Annotated in this window: 16 protein-coding genes; 8 read left to right on the plus strand and 8 right to left on the minus strand. The window is 69.2% G+C overall.

The features are described 5' to 3' along the window. The first annotated feature begins 53 nt into the window (after positions 1–53). Genes AB4Z46_RS31855 through AB4Z46_RS31880 form a run of 6 tightly spaced genes read left to right on the plus strand, consistent with a single transcriptional unit; the run spans position 54 to position 11,175 of the window. Positions 54–1,676 carry an alpha-glucosidase gene (locus AB4Z46_RS31855; protein ID WP_442287566.1) on the plus strand — a complete coding sequence of 541 codons (1,623 nt, stop codon included), beginning with the start codon at positions 54–56 and terminating at the stop codon, positions 1,674–1,676. Beyond that, positions 1,666–3,825: a 1,4-alpha-glucan branching protein GlgB gene (gene glgB, locus AB4Z46_RS31860; protein WP_442287567.1), complete on the plus strand. Its 2,160-nt coding sequence runs from the start codon at positions 1,666–1,668 to the stop codon at positions 3,823–3,825. The genes AB4Z46_RS31855 and glgB overlap by 11 nt, the downstream gene beginning before the upstream one ends. After that, entirely contained in the window at positions 3,822–5,891 is a 2,070-nt protein-coding gene (gene glgX / locus AB4Z46_RS31865; RefSeq protein ID WP_442287568.1) for a glycogen debranching protein GlgX, read from the plus strand. Before glgB ends, glgX begins: the two co-directional genes overlap by 4 nt. Positions 5,892–5,928: 37 nt before the next feature. Further along, complete coding sequence (gene glgC / locus AB4Z46_RS31870; protein ID WP_442287569.1) at positions 5,929–7,221, plus strand: glucose-1-phosphate adenylyltransferase; 1,293 nt, start codon at positions 5,929–5,931, stop codon at positions 7,219–7,221. Continuing rightward, positions 7,218–8,678: a glycogen synthase GlgA gene (gene glgA / locus AB4Z46_RS31875; RefSeq protein ID WP_442287570.1), complete on the plus strand. Its 1,461-nt coding sequence runs from the start codon at positions 7,218–7,220 to the stop codon at positions 8,676–8,678. Before glgC ends, glgA begins: the two co-directional genes overlap by 4 nt. A 28-nt stretch (positions 8,679–8,706) precedes the next feature. Continuing rightward, positions 8,707–11,175: a glycogen/starch/alpha-glucan phosphorylase gene (locus AB4Z46_RS31880; protein ID WP_442287571.1), complete on the plus strand. Its 2,469-nt coding sequence runs from the start codon at positions 8,707–8,709 to the stop codon at positions 11,173–11,175. A gap of 12 nt (positions 11,176–11,187) precedes the next feature. Here AB4Z46_RS31880 and AB4Z46_RS31885 read toward each other — a convergent pair whose 3' ends face one another. The 4 genes from AB4Z46_RS31885 to AB4Z46_RS31900 form a co-directional block, all read right to left on the minus strand. After that, a complete protein-coding gene (locus tag AB4Z46_RS31885) occupies positions 11,188–11,646 on the minus strand; it encodes an ExbD/TolR family protein (RefSeq protein ID WP_442287572.1) in 459 nt (152 codons plus the stop codon). A 14-nt stretch (positions 11,647–11,660) separates the two neighbouring features. Continuing rightward, on the minus strand, positions 11,661–12,359 hold the full coding sequence (locus tag AB4Z46_RS31890) for a MotA/TolQ/ExbB proton channel family protein (RefSeq protein ID WP_442287573.1): 699 nt from the start codon (positions 12,357–12,359) through the stop codon (positions 11,661–11,663). Positions 12,360–12,434: 75 nt separating this feature from the next. Then, positions 12,435–13,235, minus strand: coding sequence for a 4-hydroxy-tetrahydrodipicolinate reductase (gene dapB, locus AB4Z46_RS31895; RefSeq protein WP_442287588.1), 801 nt, complete (start codon positions 13,233–13,235; stop codon positions 12,435–12,437). Between the two features lie 103 nt (positions 13,236–13,338). Beyond that, complete coding sequence (locus tag AB4Z46_RS31900; protein ID WP_442287574.1) at positions 13,339–13,902, minus strand: outer membrane protein assembly factor BamE; 564 nt, start codon at positions 13,900–13,902, stop codon at positions 13,339–13,341. An 87-nt stretch (positions 13,903–13,989) separates the two neighbouring features. Between AB4Z46_RS31900 and fur the strand changes: the two genes are divergently transcribed. After that, the gene (gene fur, locus AB4Z46_RS31905) at positions 13,990–14,409 is read left to right on the plus strand and encodes a ferric iron uptake transcriptional regulator (RefSeq protein WP_442287575.1); all 420 of its coding nucleotides are present in this window, start codon (positions 13,990–13,992) and stop codon (positions 14,407–14,409) included. Positions 14,410–14,678: 269 nt separating this feature from the next. Here the strand turns inward: fur and hprK are convergent, their stop codons facing one another. The 4 genes from hprK to AB4Z46_RS31925 all read right to left on the minus strand — a co-directional run bounded on the left by hprK (position 14,679) and on the right by AB4Z46_RS31925 (position 19,058). Further along, positions 14,679–15,635 carry an HPr(Ser) kinase/phosphatase gene (gene hprK, locus AB4Z46_RS31910; RefSeq protein WP_442287576.1) on the minus strand — a complete coding sequence of 319 codons (957 nt, stop codon included), beginning with the start codon at positions 15,633–15,635 and terminating at the stop codon, positions 14,679–14,681. Positions 15,636–15,663: 28 nt separating this feature from the next. Further along, the gene (locus AB4Z46_RS31915) at positions 15,664–16,131 is read right to left on the minus strand and encodes a PTS sugar transporter subunit IIA (protein ID WP_442287577.1); all 468 of its coding nucleotides are present in this window, start codon (positions 16,129–16,131) and stop codon (positions 15,664–15,666) included. A 90-nt stretch (positions 16,132–16,221) separates the two neighbouring features. Beyond that, complete coding sequence (gene hpf / locus AB4Z46_RS31920; RefSeq protein ID WP_442287578.1) at positions 16,222–16,551, minus strand: ribosome hibernation-promoting factor, HPF/YfiA family; 330 nt, start codon at positions 16,549–16,551, stop codon at positions 16,222–16,224. Between the two features lie 389 nt (positions 16,552–16,940). After that, positions 16,941–19,058, minus strand: coding sequence for an ATP-dependent helicase (locus tag AB4Z46_RS31925; RefSeq protein WP_442287579.1), 2,118 nt, complete (start codon positions 19,056–19,058; stop codon positions 16,941–16,943). Positions 19,059–19,268: 210 nt separating this feature from the next. Between AB4Z46_RS31925 and corA the strand changes: the two genes are divergently transcribed. Then, complete coding sequence (corA, locus tag AB4Z46_RS31930) at positions 19,269–20,255, plus strand: magnesium/cobalt transporter CorA (RefSeq protein WP_442287580.1); 987 nt, start codon at positions 19,269–19,271, stop codon at positions 20,253–20,255. The last annotated feature ends 47 nt before the right edge of the window (positions 20,256–20,302 follow it).

Here is a 20,302-nt window from a genome sequence, read left to right on the forward strand (position 1 = left end):
GGGGATGGCCCAGTTCTCGCATGCCACAATGTTTTCGAACCCGAGAGGCAGGCATGGTCAATGACTGGTGGCGGGGCGCGGCGATCTACCAGATCTACCCGCGCAGCTTCATGGACAGCAACGGCGACGGCATCGGCGACCTGCCGGGCATCACCGCCCGGCTCGACCACGTGGCCGAACTGGGGGCGGACGCGATCTGGATCTCGCCTTTCTTCCGGTCGCCGATGAAGGATTTCGGCTACGACGTGTCCGACTACCGGTCGGTCGACCCGATGTTCGGCACCCTGGACGACTTCGACGCCCTGCTGGCGCGGGCTCACGCGCTCGGCCTCAGGCTGATCATCGACCAGGTGCTCTCCCACACCTCCGACCAGCACGCCTGGTTCACGGCCAGCCGCGCCAGCCGCACGAATCCGCAGGCCGACTGGTATGTCTGGGCCGACCCGAAGCCCGACGGCACGCCGCCCAACAACTGGCTGTCGGTGTTCGGCGGCACGGCCTGGCAGTGGGACTCGCGTCGGCGCCAGTACTACCTGCACAGCTTCCTGGCCGAGCAGCCCGACCTCAATTTCCACTGCCCGGCGGTGCGGGACGCGCTGCTCGACGAGGTGCGCTTCTGGTGCGAGCGAGGCGTCGACGGCTTCCGCTTCGACGCCTGCAACCACCAGTTCCACGATGCGCAATTGCGCGACAACCCGCCGGCCGGCGGCGGCGCCGTGAGCACGGTGCGCGCCGACAACCCCTATGCGATGCAGCAGCACCTGCACGACAAGAGCCAGCCCGAGAACCTGCTGTTCCTCGAGCGGCTGCGCCGCCTGCTCGACGGCTACGGCGCGGTCGCGCTGGGCGAGGTCGGCGACGAGAACGCGCCGCCCGTGATGGCCCGCTACACCGAGCGCGGCAAGCGGCTGCACCTGGCCTACAGCTTCAGCCTGCTGACCAGCGAGCACAGTGCGCGCCACCTGCGGGAGCAGGTCGAGGCGCTGGACAGCGCGCTGGCGGCCACCGACGGCTGGGGCTGCTGGGCGGTCTCGAACCACGACGTCCCGCGGGTCGCCAGCCGCTGGAACACCAGCGGCTCGGCCGATACCCGGCGCGATCGGCTGTGGCTGGCGCTGCTGCTGTCGCTGCGCGGGAGCGCCAGCATCTACCAGGGCGAGGAACTCGGCCTGCCCGAGGCGGAGGTGCCGTTCGAGCGGCTGCAGGATCCGTACGGGCTCGCCTTCTGGCCCGAATTCAAGGGCCGCGACGGCTGCCGCACCCCGATACCGTGGCTGGCCGGCCAGGCGCACGCGGGCTTCACGGACGGCCAGCCCTGGCTGCCGGTGTCCGAGACCCACCTGCCGCTGGCGATCGACCGCCAGGCCGGCGATCCGCAGTCGATGCTCGCCTTCAGCCGTGCGCTGCTGCACTGGCGCCGCGGCCAGCCGCTGCTGCGCACCGGCGCCATCAGGTTCCTCGACGCGCCGGAGCCGCTCCTGTGGTTCGAGCGCCGCGATGGCGACCGGGCGCTGCAGGCGGTGTTCAACCTCTCGGACGAACCGGCCGTGCTGGCCCTGCACCAGCCGCTCGCGGCGCCGGCCGGGTCGCCGTTCGACGGCGCGCGGCTCGATGGGCGCACACTCTCGCTGCCACCGTTCGGCGTCTTCTTCGGAGAACCACGCGATGCTGCCTGAAGCCGAAGTCCGCGCCCTGATGCGGGCCGAGCACGGCGATCCCTTCGCCGTGCTCGGCCCGCACCAGGACGACGAGGGCCTGTGGGTGCGGGCGCTGCTGCCGGGCGCGCAGGCCGTGGCGGTGCTGCACTCGGGCTCGGGCTGGCCGCTGGCCCAGCTCGACCGCCAGGGCGACAGCGACCTGTTCGCGGCCCTGGTCCCGGCCTCGGAGGCCCGGCTCGGCTATCGCCTCGAGGTCGACTGGGGCTCGCACGGCTCGATGCTCGAGGATCCTTACCGCTTTCCGCCGGTGCTCGGCGCCACCGACGTCTGGCTGCTGGCCGAGGGCACGCACCTGCGGCCCTTCGAGCAACTCGGCGCCCACCTGCGCGAGATCGAGGGGGTGCGCGGCGTCGCGTTCGCGGTCTGGGCGCCGAATGCACGCCGGGTCTCGGTGGTCGGCGACTTCAACCAATGGGACGGCCGGCGCCACATGATGCGGCTGCGCCGCGAGTGCGGCGTCTGGGAGATCTTCGCGCCCCAGGTGGCACCGGGCGACGCCTACGAGTTCGAGATCCTGTCGGCCGAGGGCCAGGTGCTGCGCAAGACCGACCCCTTCGGATTCTCGGCCCGCCTGCGGCCCGATACCGCCTGCGTCGTGCAACCGCTGCCGACGCCGGTGCCGCTCCCGCCCGGACGCGCCGAAGCCAATGCGCGCGATGCGCCGGTCAGCATCTACGAGGTTCACCTGGGCTCGTGGCGGCGCAAGAACGGCCATGAATGGCTCGACTACCGCGAGCTAGCCGCGACGCTGGTGCCCTACGCGCGCGACATGGGCTTCACTCATATCGAGCTGCTGCCGGTCAGCGAGCATCCCTTCGACGGCTCCTGGGGCTACCAGCCGATCGGGCTCTATGCGCCGACCTCGCGCTTCGGCACGCCGGGAGATTTCCGCGCCTTCGTCGAGGCCGCGCATGCGGCGGGGCTGGGCGTGATCCTCGACTGGGTGCCGGCGCACTTCCCGACCGACGCGCACGGCCTCGCGGGCTTCGACGGCACCGCGCTCTACGAATACGCCGACCCGCGCGAGGGCTTCCACAACGACTGGCAGACGCTGATCTTCAACTACGCCCGGGTCGAGGTGCGCAACTACCTGGTCGGCAACGCGCTCTACTGGCTCGAGCGCTACGGCATCGACGGCCTGCGGGTCGATGCGGTGGCCTCGATGCTCTACCGCGACTACAGCCGCAAGCCCGGCGAATGGGTACCCAACGCCGAGGGCGGGCGCGAGAACCTCGAGGCGATCGAGTTCCTGCGCCGCATGAACCGCGTGGTCGGCGTCGAGCGTCCAGGAGCCGTCACCATCGCCGAGGAGTCGACCAGCTTCCCCGGCGTCACGCAACCGCCGGAGCACGGCGGCCTCGGCTTCCACTACAAATGGAACATGGGCTGGATGAACGACACGCTGGCCTACACCGGCATCAACCCGATCTACCGCAAGCATCATCACCAGAAGATCACCTTCGGCCTGATGTACGCCCACAGCGAGAACTTCGTGCTGCCGCTCTCGCACGACGAGGTGGTGCACGGCAAGGGTTCGATGCTCGGGCGCATGCCGGGCGACAGCTGGCAGAAGTTCGCCGGGCTGCGCAACCTCTACGGCTACCTCTGGGCCTATCCCGGCAAGAAGCTGCTGTTCATGGGCGGCGAGTTCGCGCAGGACGCCGAATGGAATGCCGACCAGAGCCTCGACTGGCACCTGCTGGAGCAGGCGCCGCACCAGGGCGTCCGGCGGCTGGTGCGCGACCTCAACAACGTGTACCGCCACTACCCGGCGCTGCATGAGCTCGACTGCGAGGCCGTCGGCTTCGAATGGATCTGCCACAGCGACGCCGACCAGTCGGTGTTCTCCTTCGTCCGGCGGGCGCGCGACGGCAGCTTCGTGGTGGTGGCGTGCAATTTCACGCCGGTGCCGCGGATCGGCTACCGGCTCGGGCTGCCGGCGGCCGGCAGCTACCGGGAGATCATCAACACCGACAACCACGTCTACGGCGGCAGCGGGGTGGGGAACGGCGTGATCGCGAGCGAACCGGTGCCCTGGCACGGGCAGGCGCAGTCGGCCGGGATGTCGATGCCCCCGCTGGCGACCGTGATGTGGGTCCTGGAGTGAGCGACGGCAGCCCCTACCCCCTGGGCGCCACCCCGGGCCCCGACGGCGTCAACTTCGCGCTGGTCGCCCCCAACGCCGCCGCCGTCGAGCTATGCCTCTTCGACGCCACCGGCGAGCACGAGCAGCAGCGCCTCGCCCTGCGCAGCCGGACCGACGGCGTCTGGCACATGCGCCTTGCCGGCGCCCGCCCGGGCCTGGTCTACGGCTGGCGCGTCCACGGCCCGTGGTCGCCGCACGAGGGCCTGCGCTTCAACCCGGCCAAGCTGCTGCTCGACCCCTATGCCCGCGAGGTGGTCGGCCGCTATGGCGGCGAAGACCTGTTCCTCGGCCACGACCCCGGGCAGCCGGCGCAGCGCGACCGCCGCGACAACGCCGCCGTCGCGCTCAAGGCCTGTGTCACCGCGCCGCTGCCGCCGTCGGGCCCCGCGCGGCGGCCGCGCGTCGCCGCAGGCGACCGCGTGCTTTACGAACTGCACGTGCGCGGCCAGACCCGGCGCCACCCCATGGTGCCCGCCGCCCTGCGCGGCAGCTACGCCGGCCTGGCCGAGCCGGCCGTGCTGGACCACCTCCAGCGGCTCGGCGTCACCACGCTGAACCTGATGCCGGTGCAGCACCGGGCCGACGAGTCGCGGCTGCTCGCACAAGGCCTCAGCAACTACTGGGGCTACAGCCCGATCGGCTGGTCGGCGCCCGAGACGCGCTATTGGAGCGGGCGCCCCGGCACCACGCCCTCGACCGAATTCCGGGCCATGGCCGACGCGGTCCACGCCCGCGGCCTGGAACTGGTGATCGACGTGGTCTTCAACCACAGCGGCGAAACCGACGAACTGGGGCCGACGCTGAGCCTGCGCGGCATCGACAACGCGCTCTACTACCACCTGCGGCCGGACGACCGCGCGCTGTACGAGAACTGGACCGGCTGCGGCAACTGCCTGAACCTGGCCGAGCCGCGGGTGGTGCAGCTGGTGATGGACAGCCTGCGCCACTGGGTCACCGAACTCGGGGTCGACGGTTTCCGCTTCGACCTGGCGCCGATCCTGGCGCGCCGCAGCGGCGGCGAATTCGACCCGCGGGCCCCGCTGCTGGCCTGCATGGCCCAGGATCCGGTGCTGGCGCGCACGCTGCTGATCGCCGAGCCGTGGGACATCGGGCCGGGCGGCTACCGGCTCGGCCAGTTCCCGCCCGGCTGGCTCGAATGGAACGACCGCTTCCGCGACACCCAGCGCGGCCTCTGGCTGCATCGCAGCGCGCGCCTCGGCGCGTTCGCCCAGCGCTTCACCGGCTCGAGCGACGAATTCGCCCACCACGGCCGAAGCCCGACCGCCAGCGTCAACTTCGTCACCGCCCACGACGGCTTCACGCTGCGCGACCTGCTCAGCTACAACGAGCGCCACAACCTCGCCAACGGCGAGGGCAACCGCGACGGCCACGGCCACAACCTGAGCCGCAACTGCGGCGTCGAAGGCGAGACCGATGATCCGGCCGTGCTGGCCGAGCGACATCGGCTGCAGCGCGTGCTGCTGGCGGCGCTGCTGCTCGCGCAGGGCACGCCGATGCTGTTGGCCGGCGACGAGCTCGACCACACGCAGCGCGGCAACAACAACGCCTATTGCCAGGACAACGACACCACCTGGCTGGACTGGCGCCGCGACGACGGCGGCCTGGCCGCCTTCGTCGGCCGGGTGCTGGCCCTGCGCCGCGAAGCCGAGCCGCTGCGCAGCACGCGCTGGTGGCCGGCCGTCCCCGAGCCAGGCGCCGCCGCGCTGCGCTGGCTGGCGCCCGAAGGCCACGCGATGACCCCCATCGACTGGGAGCGCGGCGACCGGCATGCGCTGGCGATCCTTTTCGAAGCCGCGACACCGGCCGCAAGCTGGCTGGTTCTGGTCAACGCCGAAGAGGCCGAGGTCGACTTCAGGCTGCCGCCCGGACGCTGGCTGGGCCGGCTGGCGAGCGAGGCCAAGGACGGCACCCCGCCCGCCTCGCCGCTCGGCGAGACCCAGAGACTGCCGCCCGGCAGCCTCTGGGTGGCGAAAAACAGCGCGGCCGGAACAGCGCCGGAGTGCTAGGCTGGATTCACCGGAAGAAAACCAACGGAGGCTCAAGATGGCGGACATCTCGCAACCGACCCTGCAGGCCCATCAACTCGTGCGCCGCACCATCGCCCTGGTGCTGGCGGGCGGACGCGGGTCGCGGCTCAAGCAGCTCACCGACCGCCGCGCCAAACCGGCGGTCTATTTCGGCGGCAAGTTCCGCATCATCGATTTCGCGCTCTCCAACTGCCTCAACTCGGGCATCCGGCGGATGGCGGTCGTCACGCAATACAAATCGCATTCGCTGATGCGCCACCTGCAGCGCGGCTGGAGCTTCCTGCGCGCCGAGCTGAACGAGATGGTCGACGTGTTGCCGGCCCAGCAGCGCGTCGGCGACGAGCACTGGTACCGCGGCACGGCCGATGCCGTCTACCAGAACCTCGACATCATCCAGACCCGTTCGACGCCGCACGACTACGTGGTCGTGCTGGCCGGCGACCATGTCTACAAGATGGACTACTCGATCATGCTGACCGACCACGTGGCCAGCGGCCGCGGCTGCACGGTCGGCTGCATCGAGGTGCCGCGGATGGAGGCGACGGCCTTCGGCGTGATGGCGATCGACGACGAGCGCAAGATCACCGCCTTCCTCGAAAAGCCGGCCGATCCACCGGCCATGCCCGGGAATCCCGACATCGCGCTGGCCAGCATGGGCATCTACGTCTTCGATTCCGAGTACCTCTACCGGCTGCTCGAGGAGGACAGCGCCAACCCCCATTCCAGCCACGATTTCGGCAAGGACATCATCCCGCGCGCGGTCGCCGAGGGCCGCGCCCTGGCGCATCCCTTCGCCATGTCCTGCGTGACCCGGGCCCGCCGCGGCGGCGGGGACGCCCACGCCTATTGGCGCGACGTGGGCACGATTGATGCATTCTGGGCAGCCAACCTGGACCTTGCCTCGATCACCCCGGAGCTCGACATCTATGACACCGACTGGCCAATCTGGACCTACCAGCGGCAGCTGCCGCCGGCCAAGTTCGTGCTCGATCGCGACGGCAAGCATGGCATGACGGTCAACACCATCATCTCGGGCGGCTGCATCGTGTCGGGCTCCAAGGTCAGCAGCTCGGTGCTGTTCTCGGGCGTGCGGGTGCATTCCTTCTGCGAGATCAACGAGGCGGTGCTGCTGCCGGACGTGGAGATCGGCCGCGGTTGCCGGCTCCACCGGGTGGTGATCGACCGCGCCTGCGTGCTCCCCGAGGAGATGGTGATCGGCGAGGATCCGGCGGCCGACGCCGCGCGCTTCGAGCGCACCGAGGGCGGCGTGGTGCTGGTCACGCGCGAGATGCTCAAGCGCCTGCAATGAAGATCCTCCAGGTCAGCGCCGAGCTCTTTCCCCTGCTCAAGACCGGCGGGCTGGCCGACATCGCGGGCGCGATGCCGCTGGCGCTGAAGGCAGCCGGCCAGGACGCGCGGGTGCTGTTGCCGGGCTTCCCGGCGATCGTCGCCGGTGTCGCCGACACGGCGCCGGTGGCGGGGTTCAGGGCGCCCTGGGGCGAGCCTGCGCTGCTGCTGCTCGGCCGCATCGCGACCCCCGGGGCACCGGACATCCCTGCCTACCTGATCGACGCGCCGTCGCTCTACGACCGCCCAGGCAATCCCTATGAGGACCCGCGCCACCAGCCCTATGGCGACAACCACCGGCGCTTCGCGCTGCTCGGCTGGGTCGCCGCGCAACTCGCGCAGGGGCTCGACGCCGCCTGGCGGCCCGAGATCGTGCATGCGCACGACTGGCACGCCGCGCTGGCGCCGGCCTACATGGCCTTCGCGCCGCCCACGGGCGGCCCGCGTGTCGGCAGCGTGTTCACGGTCCACAACCTGGCCTTCCAGGGGCTGTTCGCAGCCTCCCATTTCGCCGAACTCGGCCTGCCGGCCCCGGCCTTCTCGATCGACGGGCTCGAATACCACGGCCAGCTCTCGTTCATGAAAGGCGGCCTGTGCTTCGCCGATCGCCTCACGACCGTCAGCCCCACCTACGCGCGGGAGATCCAGACCCCCGCGCAGGGCTGCGGACTCGACGGCCTGCTGCGCAGCCGCTCCGGCGTGCTTTCCGGCATCCTCAACGCCGTCGACGACCAGGTCTGGAACCCGGCCACGGACGCCCTGATCCCGCACCGCTACGACCCGCTGCGGCTGGCCGGCAAGGCCCGTTGCAAGGCGGCGCTGCAGGACGAACTGGGCCTGGCGCCGCTCGCCGACGCGCCGCTGTTCGTGGTGGTGAGCCGGTTGACCGAGCAAAAGGGCCTGCACCTCGTGCTCGGCGGCCTCGACGCGCTGCTGGCGCAGGGCGGCCAACTGGCCTTGCTCGGCAGCGGCGACGCCGTGCTGGAGACGGCCTTCCGCGAGCGCGCGGCGGCCGCGCCGCGATCGGTCAGCGTCTCCGTGGGCTACAACGAATCGCTGGCGCACCGGCTGTTCGGCGGCGGCGACGTCACGCTGGTGCCCTCGTTGTTCGAGCCCTGCGGCCTGACCCAGATGTACGGCCTCAAGTACGGCAGCCTGCCGCTGGTGCACCGTGTCGGCGGACTGGCCGACACGGTGGTCGACGCCACGCTGGAGGACATGGCCGACGGCACGGCCACCGGTTTCTCGTTCGTGGACTTCGACGCCGACAGCTACGCCCGCGCGGTCCGCCGCGCCTTCGCGCTCTACCGGCGGCCGTCCGACTGGCGCGCGGTGCGCGCCAGCGCGATGGGACGGCCCGCAGACTGGGGCAGCGCCGCCGCGCGCTACCTCGCCATCTACGCCGAAGCCCTGGCCTGATGCCGCTCCACCCACGCCACACCGCCCCATGACCCTCGAAGACTTCAAGTACGACCATCCCGATCGCGACGTCGCGGCCTTCAAGCGCGCGGTCGCCAACAAGCTGATCTACGCGGTCGGCAAGGACCCGGTCGCGGCCAGCCTCGACGACTGGCTGCACGCGACCGCACTGGCGGTGCGCGACCAGGTGGTGGAGCGCTGGATGGCGACCACGCGCGCGATCTATGCGCAGCGGCTCAAGCGCATCTACTACCTGTCGATGGAATTCCTGATCGGGCGCACCTTCACCAACGCGCTGCTGGCGCTGGAGCTGCAGGACACCGTGAAGCAGGCGCTGGCCGACTTCGGCGTCGACATCGAAGCGCTGGCCGAGCGCGAGCCCGACGCCGCCCTGGGCAATGGCGGCCTCGGCCGGCTCGCGGCCTGCTTCCTCGACTCGATGGCCACGCTCGGCGTGCCGGGCCTGGGCTACGGCATCCGCTACGAGTACGGGATGTTCCGCCAGCGCATCGTCGACGGCCAGCAGGTCGAGACGCCCGACTACTGGCTCACGCGCGGCAACCCGTGGGAATTCCAGCGCCCCGAAGTCACCTACCGCGTGCGCTTCGGCGGCCACGTGCAGCGGCGCGACGGCAAGGGCGCGCCCTATGGCGCCGCCAACTGGATCGACACCCACGACGTGCTGGCGGTGGCCTACGACACCATCATCCCGGGCTATGGCACCCAGGCCACCAACACGCTGCGCCTGTGGTCGGCGCGGGCCACCGAGGAGATCGACCTGTCGGCCTTCAACCGCGGCAACTACATGGAGGCGGTGGAAAGCAAGAACCATTCGGAGAACGTCTCGCGCGTGCTCTACCCCGACGACTCCACGCCCTCGGGCCGCGAGCTGCGGCTGCACCAGGAATACTTCTTCGTCAGCGCCAGCGTGCAGGACCTGCTCAGGCGCTACCTGCGCAACCACACCGACTTCGACGCCCTGCCCGACCAGGTCGGCATCCACCTCAACGACACCCATCCGGTGCTGGCGGTGCCCGAACTGATGCGGCTGCTGATCGACGACCATGGTCTGCCGTGGGACACCGCCTGGGCCCACACCCAGAAGGTCTTCAGCTACACCAACCACACGCTGATGCACGAGGCGCTGGAGACCTGGCCGGTCGAGATGTTCGGGCGCATCCTGCCGCGCCACCTGCAGATCCTGTTCGACATGAACGCGCGCTTTCTCGCCGGCGTGACCCAGGCGCACGGCCACGACGTCGAGCTGCTGCGGCGGCTGTCGCTGATCGACGAATCGGGCGAGCGGCGCGTGCGCATGGCCTACGTGGCGGTGCTCGCGAGCCATTCGATCAACGGCGTCTCGGGGCTGCACTCGGAGCTCATGAAGCAGTCGATCTTTGCCGATTTCAACAAGCTCTTTCCCGAGCGCTTCAACAACAAGACCAACGGCGTGACGCCGCGCCGCTGGCTGGCGCAGGCGAATCCGCCGCTGGCCCGCCTGCTCGACACGCGCATCGGCCGCGGGTGGCGGCGCGATCTGACGCAACTGGAGGCGCTGCGGCCGATGGCGCAGCAGCCGGCCTTCGTGCGCGCCTTCCGGCACGCCAAGCGCGAAAACAAGCTGCGGCTGGCCAACTGGATCGGCGAGCACATGCGCATCGACGTCGACACCGACGCGCTGTTCGACGTCCAGGTCAAGCGCATGCACGAGTACAAGCGCCAATTGCTCAACGTGCTGCACGTGGTCACGCGCTACCACCGCATCCTTGCGGCGCCGGACGCGAGCCATGTGCCGCGCGTGGTGGTGTTCGCCGGCAAGGCGGCCTCGGCCTACCAGATGGCCAAGCTGGTGATCCGGCTGATCAACGACGTGGCCAAGGTGATCAATGCCGACGAGCGCGTCGACAAGCTGCTGAAGGTGGTGTTCGTGCCGAACTACAGCGTGAGCCTGGCCGAGGTGATCATGCCGGCGGCCGACCTGTCGGAACAGATCTCCACCGCCGGCACCGAGGCCTCGGGCACCGGCAACATGAAGTTCGCGCTCAACGGCGCGCTGACCATCGGCACGCTCGACGGCGCCAACGTCGAGATGCGCGAGGCGGTCGGACCGGAGAACTTCTTCATCTTCGGCAACACCACGCCCGAGGTCGCCCACATCCGCGCCAGCGGCTACCAGCCGCGGCAGTTCTACGAGGCCGACCCGGAATTGCAGCGCACGCTCGACAGCATCCGCGACGGCCTGTTCTCGCCCACCGAGCCGTCGCGCTACCAGCAGATCTTCGACGCCCTGGTGAGCTGGGGCGACCACTACCTGCTGCTGGCCGACTATGCGAGCTATGTGGTGGCGCAGGACCAGGTCGATGCGCTGTACCGCGACGCCGACGCCTGGACCCGGATGGCGATCCTCAACGTGGCGGGCATGGGGGCCTTCTCGTCCGACCGCACGATCGCGCAGTACGCCCACGAGATCTGGCACACCCGGCCGGTGAGCCTGTGAGCTCGCCCCAGGTCAAGGCTTGTTGGGAGGGGCTTCGGTGACGAAGCCGATGCGGCTGAGGCCGGCCTTGTTCGCGATGCCCATCAGCTCGACCACCTTGCCGTAGGGCACGGTCTGGTCGGCGCGCAGCTGGACCTCGGTGTCACGGCTGTCCGCCGCGGCCTTGGCCAGGCCGGCGGCCAACTCGTCATTGGTCACCGGCTTTTCGTTCAGATACACCTTGCCGGCCGCATCGACCACCAGGCTGACGAACCGGGGCGTGTCGTTGGGCTGGCCGGCATCGGTGCGCGGCAGGTCGAGCTTGATCGAGCTCGCCATCAGCGGCGCGGTGATGATGAAGATCACCAGCAGCACCAGCATCACGTCGACCAGCGGCGTGACGTTGATGTCGGACAGCGGACGCTGGCCGCCGGCGCCGGTCGAGCGCCCGCCGCTGGCGGTGCTTCCGAGCGAGGTGCGACCGAAGGCCATGCCGGGCTCCGGCGCTATGCAGGCATCGGCCGCGCCGGCGGCAGCGGCGTCTCGCGCGGTGCCGGCTCGCCGAGCATGCCGAGCAGGTCGTGGGCGAAGCCCTCGAGTTCGGCCTCGATGCGGCCGACCACGCGGCCGAAGACGTTGTAGGCCAGCACGGCGGGAATGGCGACCGCCAGGCCGAAGGCGGTCATGATCAGCGCCTCGCCGACCGGACCGGCGACCTTGTCGATGGTGAAGCCGCCGGTCTCCGCCGCGATACCCACCAGCGCGCCGTAGATGCCCCAGACCGTGCCGAGCAACCCGACGAACGGGGCGGTGGCGCCGACCGTGGCCAGCAGGATCTGGCCGGCCTGCAGCCGCCGCAGCGCCGCATGCAGCGCGTCGCGCAGCACCCGCGTGAGACGCTGCGTGCGGTCGACCTTGCCACCCAGCGTGGAACCTTCCACCTGCAGGGCCAGCCGGTTGACCGCCCGCACCGCCGGCAGTACCAGCGCGGCGCGGTCGAAGGGCTGCAGGCGCGCTTCCGCATCCTGCAGGGAGGCCGACTGCCAGAAAGCCGCGATGCCGCGCACCACGTCACGGGTACCGCCGCGCAGCAGCCAGGCTTTCCAGAGGATCACGACCCAGCTCGACACCGACATGGCGAACAGCAGCGCCGCCACCGACCGGCTGACGCCGTCGCCATGCGTGAGCAGCGCCAGGACGCTCACCAGGCAACCTCCGTGCTGCGCACTGCGGTGCGAGCTTGCTTGGGGCGGCCCGGCGCGGCGCTCATGCGGGGGCGGTCAGCGCAGACCCAGCACGTCGAACATGTCGAACAGGCCGGCTTGCTTCCCGGCCAGGAAGCGCACCGCGCGCAGGCTGCCCTGCGCGTAGGTCGCGCGGCTGGCCGACTTGTGGGTGATCTCGATGCGCTCGCCGGTGCCGGCGAAGAGCACGGTGTGGTCGCCCACGATGTCGCCGCCGCGGATGGCCGAGAAGCCGATGGTCGAGGGGTCGCGCTCGCCGGTGATGCCCTCGCGGGCGTAGACCGCGCATTCCTTGAGGTCGCGGCCCAGCGCGTCGGCGATCACCTCGCCCATCTTGAGCGCCGTGCCCGAAGGCGCGTCGACCTTGTGGCGGTGGTGGGCCTCGATGATTTCGATGTCGTAGCCGGTGGACAGCGCCTTGGCGGCCATTTCGAGCAGCTTGAAGGTGACGTTGACGCCGACGCTCATGTTGGGCGCCATCATGATCGCGATGTCCTTGGCGGCGTCGGCGATCTCGGCCTTCTGCGCATCGCTGAAGCCGGTGGTACCGATCACCATCTGCACGCCGAGCTCGCGGCAGGCGGCCAGGTGCGCCAGGGTGCCTTCGGGGCGCGTGAAGTCGATCAGCACCTGCGCATCCGCCAGGCCCGTGCGCAGCTCGGACACGATGGGCACGCCGCTCGTGAAACCGAGGAAGGCGGCGGCGTCGCGGCCGATCGCATCGCTGCCGGCGACATCGAGCGCGCCGGCCAGCCGGCAGTCGTGGGCCTCGCGCACGGCCTCGATCAGGATGTGGCCCATGCGCCCGGAAGCGCCCGCAATCGCGATGCGCCGCAGGGGGGGAGTAGCAACGGAGGAGTCGGTCACGCGTTTCAGCCTCTGGGAATGCGGGAAAACGGGAAAGAACGAGCGGGCCGGACGTTCCGGCCGGGGCGCCCGTTCAGCGCGTCGATTCGAGCGGCGGGTAGACCGCCGGCAGCGGCGGCTGCGACTGCGTCGCTGGGGCCGGCTCGCCGTCCGCCGGTTTTTCCTTGGACGGGTCGAACTTCTTGAGCTGGTCGTCGGTCGCCTCGAGCTTCGGCACCGAACCGCGGCGCTTGCGGGTGTCGAGCTGGGCGACGAACTCTTCCTCGCTCGGCATCGGGTCGCCTTCGAAGCGCTCGAGCACCTCGCCGTTGAAGAACAAGGTCAGGCGGCGCTGCTGGGCCTCGACGCCCTGGCGCCGGATCGTGAACACGTAGTCCCAGCGATTGGAATGGAAAACGTCGGTCAGCAGCGAGGTACCGAGGACTTCGCGCACCTGCTGGCGCGACATGCCGGGCTTGAGCGCCTCGACCTGCTCCTTGGACACGAAATTGCCCTGGACCACCTCGACCTTGTAGGGCGTCACGGCGTTCAGGGCGCCGCGCGCACTGTCACCGACGCTGCTGCAGGCGCCGAGACCCAAAGTCGCAGCGACGGCGCCAACGAGCAGCCAATGGCGGCGTTGTGGAATGGCAGGCATGGGGAAAGGGTTGGGCGATATGATCGAATCATTGTAGCGGCTGGCCCCCGGCGGGCCTCTCCCGCCAGGCCGGCGGAGGAACGACCCATGGGCAACATCGACGAATTGAAGAACACCGGCCTCAAGGCCACCCTGCCGCGCCTGAAGATCCTCGAGATCTTCCAGAACGGCAGCCAGCGCCACATGACCGCGGAAGACGTCTTCCGCGTGCTGCTGAACGACCATTCCGACATCGGCCTGGCCACCGTATACCGCGTGCTGACGCAGTTCGAGCAGGCCGGGATCCTCGAGCGCAGCCACTTCGAGAGCGGCAAGGCGGTCTACGAACTCAACGAGGGCAAACACCACGACCACTTGGTGTGCACCTCCTGCGGCAAGGTCGAGGAGTTCTATGACGCCGAGATCGAACGCCGCCAGCAGATGATCGCCAAGGACAAGGGCTGGATCCTGCAGGACCACGCGATGTCCCTGTACGGCCTCTGCGCCGACTGCGTAGGCAAGAGGTAACCCCCCAGGTTGCCCGGCACTTCGTGTCCGGGCGCCCACCCCCCTGCTGGGGGCGCAGTCAGCGGCCCGGCGAAGCCGGTTCCGCGACTGCCCACGAACAGGCGCGCTGCGCGCCGCCGACGAACAACCACAGCGCCAGTATTCACCGGCCGGCGAAGCCAGGCCCGTTGGTGAAACACCGCGGAACCGGCTTTGCCGGGCCGCTGGTGTTGCCCCCGGTAGGGGGTGGGCGGGCTACACGAAGTGAGCCCAACCTGGGGGCGAGCTAGTCAGTCATCACTTGCGCTTTCCATGGCCTTGTGGTGACGCGCCACGAAATCCGCATAGGTGTCGATGCCGCGCAGCTGCAGGATCGAGTTGCGCACCGCGGCCTCGACCAGCACCGCGATGTTGCGACCGGCCACGACCTGGATGATCACCTTGCGCACCGGGATTCCCAGCACGTCCTGCGTCAGCGGCGCCGAGGGCATGCGCTCGTAGTCGCGCTCGAAACTGTCGCGCCGCACCAGGTGCACGATCAGCTTGAGCCGCATCTTCCGGCGTACCGCGGTCTCGCCAAAGATCGCCCGGATGTCGAGCAGGCCGATGCCGCGCACTTCGAGCAGGTTCTGCAGCAGTTCGGGGCAGCGCCCTTCCAGCGTGGTCTGATTGATGCGGTAGAGGTCGACCGCGTCGTCGGCCACCAGGCCATTGCCGCGCGAGATCAGCTCCAGGCCAAGTTCGCTCTTGCCGAGCCCCGACTCGCCCGTGATCATCACGCCCAGGCCCAGGATGTCCATGAAGACGCCATGCATCGAGGTCCGCTCGGCAAAGTGCTTCGAGAGGTAGGCGCGCAGCAGGTCGATCACGAAAGCCGAGGATTCGCGGGTGGCGAACAGCGGCAGCTGGGCCCGCTCGCAGATCGACAGCAGCTCGTCGGGCGCCGCCTGGCCGTCGGCCAGCACCAGCATCGGCGGCTCCAGCGTGACGATCCGCGCGATGCGCCGGGCGCAATCCTGCGGCGTGCCGCGCATCAGGTAGGCAACCTCGCGGGCGCCGAGGATCTGCACGCGGTAGGGGTGGATGTAATTGAGGTAGCCGACCAGGTCGGCGGCCGACTGGGCCCGGCTGATGACGTCGGGGTCGAACTGCCGCTCCGAGGCGCCCAGGCCCGCGAGCCACTCCCAGCGCAGCGAGCCGCGGAATTCCTCGAACATCGCATCGGCGCTGATGACGGTCGGCTTCATCTCCGAAACCGCCCGGCGCCGATGAGCTTCAGGCCACCTGTGCGGACTGCCATCCGGCGATCAGGGCATGCAGGGCCGCCGCATCCGTGCTCGACTTGATCTGCTCGCGCAGACCGGCGTCACTGAGCAGTTCGGCAATTTCCGACAGTATCTCCAGATGTTTCTGGGTCGCAGCTTCCGGCACGAGCAGGAAGATGAGCAGCACCACGGGTTGTTCGTCCGGGGCATCGAAGCCGATCGCGTTGGCCAGCTGGAACACCGCGGCCATCGGCGACTTGAGGCCCTTGATCCGGCCGTGCGGGATGGCCACGCCGTGGCCGAGGCCGGTGGAGCCCAGGCGCTCGCGCGCAAACAGGCTGTCGGTGATCAGGGCGCGCCCGAGACCGTGCAGGTTCTCGAACAGGAGCCCTGCTTCTTCGAAAGCACGCTTCTTGCTAGTGGCGTCGACGCTCACGAGCACTTGAGCGGGCGGCAGGATGGACGCGAGTCGGTTCATGTTGGGGCGGGGGCGATTATGCACCCACCCCGCAAAAAGCAAAGGGCCGCCCAAGGGCGGCCCGCAAGAGTATTTGCCCGAACAGCGGAACTACATCACGCGCTTGGGTGCTTCGTGGTGGTGATCCTGCAGGCGATCCTTGTGGCGCACGACCTGCCGGTCGAGCTTGTCGACCAGGTCGTCGACGGCAGCGTAGAGATCAGCGTGGCTCGACTCCGCGAACATGTCGTTGCCCTTGACGTGGATATTGCATTCGGCCCGTTGCCGGCGCTCTTTTTCCTTCTGCTTTTCCACCGTGAGAATCACCTTGACATCGACCACCTGGTCGAAATGCCGGGTGATCCGGTCCAGCTTGCTCGTAACGTAGTTGCGCAAAGCAGGTGTGACGTCGAGGTGATGACCGCTGATCGTCAGATTCATGAATGACCTCCTGGAATTGACGGTTGGGGAAATAGCCGCGCCCCTTGTAAAGAGACGTAGCCGGGGGAAACGAGAAGGGAATGAAGGCAGGGGAGAGAAGGGGAGAGAGAGGGGGAAAGGAGAGAGGGAGAGGAGAGGCTTCGGTTCACTATGCCCATGCTGTCATCGAAATGCAATCCTTCCGCACCCCAGGAAAGGGGCATTTCCCATGACGGAATTCTCACGCTATCGAATTGATAGCCCCCAGCCCCGATGAGCCCTGCCCTACAGGCCGGCGAAGCCCGGCCCGTTGGTGAAACACCGCGGAACCGGCTCCGCCGGGCCGCTGGTGTTGCCCCCGGTAGGGGGTGGGCGCCCGGACACGAAGTGCCGGGCAACCTGGGGGCGAGTCACCATTTCTCCCGCATCCGGCTCAGCAGGTCGATGGCGGCGGCCGGCGCCGGCACATGCGGCGCGCGCTCGGGCGGCGGCGGCCAGGTCTGCCGCTCGAAGCGCTGGGCATCGGCCGCCGGGATGAAGCGCGTGCGGCCCGCGTACAGGTGGCGGTCGCCGCGCGCGGCCTGCTGCGTGACGTAGAAGCGCTGCGGCACCAGCAGGTGCAGGTGGTCGCGGGCGCGGGTCATCGCGACATAGAGCAGCCGGCGCTCCTCCTCGAGCTCGTGGGCGCCCTGCGCCACGTCGGCCGGGATGCAGCCATCGACCACGTTGAGCACGTGGACGGAGCTCCACTCCTGCCCCTTGGCCGAATGGATGGTCGAGAGGATCAGGTAGTCCTCGTCGAGCAGCGGCGGTCCGGGCCGGTCGCTGGTGGCTTCGGGCGGGTCCAGCGTGAGTTCGGTCAGGAAGCGCTCGCGCGAGGCGTAGCCGGCGGCCAGCCGCGCGAGTTGCTCGACGTCGCCGCGGCGCGGGCCGGCATCGTCGTGCAGCCGCTCCAGGTGCGGGATGTACCACTGCAGCGCAAGATCCATGTCGGCCGGCCAGGCCAGCGCGGGATCGCGCAGGGCAGCGTAGATGGCGGCGAAGCGGGCCCATTCGACCTGCGCCGCGGCCGGCGGCACGAAGGCCTGCACGGCGGCGCCGGGATCGGCGGCCTCCGCCATCGCGTCGAGCAGGCGCGCCGAGGTGACCGGGCCGATGCCAGGGATCATCTGCGTGACGCGGAAGCCGGCCATGCGGCCGCGCGGGTTCTGCGCGAAGCGCAGCACCGCAAGCAGATCCTTCACGTGGGCGGCCTCGAGGAACTTGAGGCCGCCGTACTTCACGAAAGGAATGTTGCGCCGCGCCAGTTCCAGTTCGAGCGCGGCGCTGTGGCTCGAGGTGCGGAACAGCACCGCCTGCGACTTCAGCGCGAGGCCGCCCTCGCGGTGCGCGAGCACGCGCTCGGCGACGAAGCGCGCCTGCTGGGCCTCGTCGGGCACCAGCACCAGCTGCGGGCGTCCGGCCGAGGGCTTGTCGGTCCAGAGGGTCTTGGCATGGCGTTCGGCGGCGGCCGCGATCACGGCGTTGGACACATCGAGGATCGGCTGCGTCGAACGGTAGTTGCGCTCCAGCGTGACGACGCGCGCAGGCTGGCTGAACTGCTGCGGGAAGTCGAGGATGTTGCGCACGGTGGCGCCGCGGAACGAGTAGATCGACTGCGCGTCGTCCCCCACCACGGTCAGGCCGCGCCCGTCCGGCTTGAGGGCGCGCAGGATGGCGGCCTGCAGCAGGTTGGTGTCCTGGTACTCGTCGACCAGCACGTGGTCGAAACGCTGGCCGACCTGTGCCGCCAGCGCGGGCTCGGCCACCATGGCGGACCAGTACAGCAGCAGGTCGTCGTAGTCGAGCACCTGTTGCTGCTGCTTGGCCTCGACATAGGCGCCGAACAGCTTCCTCAGTTCGCTCTCCCATTCGGCGCACCAGGGAAAGGCTTGCTTCAGCACCTCGGCGAGCACCCCACAGGTGTTGACGGTGCGCGAATAGATCGAGAGGCAGGTTCCCTTCTGCGGAAAGCGCCGGGCCATGGAGGACAGGCCGATGTCGTGACGCACCAGCCCCATCAGGTCCTCGGCATCGCCGCGGTCGTGGATCGTGAAGTTCTCGCTCAAGCCGATCTGCGCCGCGTACTCGCGCAGCAGCCGTGCGCCGATGCCATGGAAGGTGCCGGCCCAGGGCAGCGCCGGCGGTGTCTGCGAAGCCAGGCCGAGTACGCGCACCAGCACCTGGCCCGCGCGGCGCTCCATCTCCTGCGCGGCCCGGCGCGAAAAGGTCAGGAGCAGGATGCGCTGCGGGTCGGCGCCGCCGGCGATCAGGTGCGCCACGCGGTGCGCGAGCGTGCTGGTCTTGCCCGAGCCCGCGCCGGCGATCACGAGCAGCGGCCGAGGGTCCTGCTGCGCCGGTTCGAGCGCGGCGTCGACGCCGTGCAGCACCGCGGCGCGCTGCGCGTCGTTGAGCTTCGCGAGCGCCTCCGCCAGCCGTTCGGCCTGGCTCGCGGCGCCGGGGGAAAGGGGTGTCGCAACGCGCTGCATCGCCGCAACTGTACTGTATGTCCGTCCAGTTTCAGGCCGGAGCCGTCACAACCCGGATGACATAATCGCGCCTCGCTGCAACCGGAGACTCCCGCATGGAAATCGACCCGTCTCGGCAGCTTTCACTTCCCCTCTGACGCGTCGTCGGCGAGGGAATTGAAAGCGCCCACACCCCTCGCCCAACCGCCAGACATTTCACGGGAGTGAGCCATGCTCAACATCTTCACGCTTGCCAACGGCCGCCTCGTCCAGGAAGAGATCGAGGCCCTCGAAGAGCTTTCCAAGTTCCAGCCGATCTGGGTCGATCTCGAATCGCCCACGGTCGAGGAAAAGCGCTGGATCAAGCAGTACTACGGCCTGTCGATCCCCGAGGACGCGATGGACGAGGACATCGAGGAGTCGGCGCGCTTCTACGAGGAAGACAACGGCGAACTCCACATCCGCAGCGACTTCCTGATCGACGACGACGAGAACCCGCGTTCGGTGCGCGTGGCTTTCATCCTCAACCAGCACAACGCCGAGCTGCGCAGCTGCGGCGTGCTGTTCTCGATCCACGACGAGGACGTGCCGGTGTTCCGCCTGCTGCGCATGCGCGCGCGGCGGGCGCCGGGGCTCATCGAAGACGCCAAGGAAGTGCTGCTGAAGCTGTTCGACGCCGATGCCGAGTACTCGGCCGACACGCTCGAGAACATCTATGACGAACTCGAGTCGGCGGGCAAGAAGGTACTGTCGGGCAACGTCAGCGACGAGCTGGCCGGCGAGGTGCTGGGCCTGATCGCGCGCCAGGAGGACCTGAACGGGCGCATCCGCCGCAACGTGATGGACACGCGCCGCGCCGTCAGCTTCATGATGCGCAGCCGCATGCTGAATGCCGAGCAGTTCGAGGAGGCGCGGCAGATCCTGCGCGACATCGAGTCGCTCGACAACCACACGGCCTTCCTGTTCGAGAAGATCAACTTCCTGATGGCCGCGACCGTCGGCTTCATCAACATCAACCAGAACAAGACCATCAAGATCTTCTCGGTCGCAAGCGTGGCGCTGCTGCCGCCGACGCTGATCGCGAGCGTGTACGGCATGAACTTCAAGTTCATGCCCGAGCTCGACTGGGGCTATGGCTACGGCTTCGCGATCGTGCTGATGATGGCCAGCGCGCTGGTCCCGATGTGGTACTTCCGCCGGCGCGGCTGGTTGAAGTGACCACCCCGTTGCTTGCTCGCTCCGTGTAGCCGCCTCCCCCTCAAGGG

This window comes from Variovorax sp. M-6, from assembly GCF_052114385.1.
GTDB lineage: Bacteria > Pseudomonadota > Gammaproteobacteria > Burkholderiales > Burkholderiaceae_C > Variovorax.

Excerpts from the sequence above, each read along its gene's own strand:
- glgB (WP_442287567.1), top strand. The coding sequence starts at position 1,666 with ATGCTGCCTGAAGCCGAAGTCCGCGCCCTGATGCGGGCCGAGCACGGC.
- AB4Z46_RS31880 (WP_442287571.1), top strand. The coding sequence starts at position 8,707 with ATGACCCTCGAAGACTTCAAGTACGACCATCCCGATCGCGACGTCGCG.
- AB4Z46_RS31855 (WP_442287566.1), top strand. The coding sequence starts at position 54 with ATGGTCAATGACTGGTGGCGGGGCGCGGCGATCTACCAGATCTACCCG.
- hprK (WP_442287576.1), bottom strand. The coding sequence starts at position 15,635 with ATGAAGCCGACCGTCATCAGCGCCGATGCGATGTTCGAGGAATTCCGC.
- corA (WP_442287580.1), top strand. The coding sequence starts at position 19,269 with ATGCTCAACATCTTCACGCTTGCCAACGGCCGCCTCGTCCAGGAAGAG.
- glgC (WP_442287569.1), top strand. The coding sequence starts at position 5,929 with ATGGCGGACATCTCGCAACCGACCCTGCAGGCCCATCAACTCGTGCGC.
- AB4Z46_RS31925 (WP_442287579.1), bottom strand. The coding sequence starts at position 19,058 with ATGCAGCGCGTTGCGACACCCCTTTCCCCCGGCGCCGCGAGCCAGGCC.
- fur (WP_442287575.1), top strand. The coding sequence starts at position 13,990 with ATGGGCAACATCGACGAATTGAAGAACACCGGCCTCAAGGCCACCCTG.
- hpf (WP_442287578.1), bottom strand. The coding sequence starts at position 16,551 with ATGAATCTGACGATCAGCGGTCATCACCTCGACGTCACACCTGCTTTG.
- AB4Z46_RS31900 (WP_442287574.1), bottom strand. The coding sequence starts at position 13,902 with ATGCCTGCCATTCCACAACGCCGCCATTGGCTGCTCGTTGGCGCCGTC.
- AB4Z46_RS31915 (WP_442287577.1), bottom strand. The coding sequence starts at position 16,131 with ATGAACCGACTCGCGTCCATCCTGCCGCCCGCTCAAGTGCTCGTGAGC.
- AB4Z46_RS31885 (WP_442287572.1), bottom strand. The coding sequence starts at position 11,646 with ATGGCCTTCGGTCGCACCTCGCTCGGAAGCACCGCCAGCGGCGGGCGC.
- glgA (WP_442287570.1), top strand. The coding sequence starts at position 7,218 with ATGAAGATCCTCCAGGTCAGCGCCGAGCTCTTTCCCCTGCTCAAGACC.